Origin of the sequence: Vibrio sp. HI00D65 (genome assembly GCF_001635455.1) — a bacterium.
Classification (GTDB): domain Bacteria; phylum Pseudomonadota; class Gammaproteobacteria; order Enterobacterales; family Vibrionaceae; genus Vibrio.
Genome location: NZ_LWEH01000129.1, coordinates 1 through 220, shown reverse-complemented (window position 1 = coordinate 220; position 220 = coordinate 1). Strand labels below are relative to the sequence as shown.

Sequence of the window (220 nt, the reverse complement as noted above, 5' to 3'; positions counted from 1 at the left end):
CTTGTAACCCCTTTGGTTCATAATCTGGGTCTTGTTTTTTTCTTAATAAGACAGAGGGGTGGATAACTGGCAAGCATGACTCATCTGTCACGATACGATCGTTTTTTAGCACACATACTTTTCGGCTTTCCAATGTTAAACGATGAAATAGCCCCGATCGTTGCTTGGAGTGAATGTGACCCATTTCGTTTGGTTGGATGTCGAGGTCATTGTGATCAAT

At 41.8% G+C, this 220-nt stretch carries 1 pseudogene; it reads right to left on the bottom strand.

Features of this window, described 5'->3' with window-relative positions:
• Positions 1-220 (bottom strand): annotated as a pseudogene (locus A3712_RS28280) (T6SS phospholipase effector Tle1-like catalytic domain-containing protein); the annotation flags it as partial.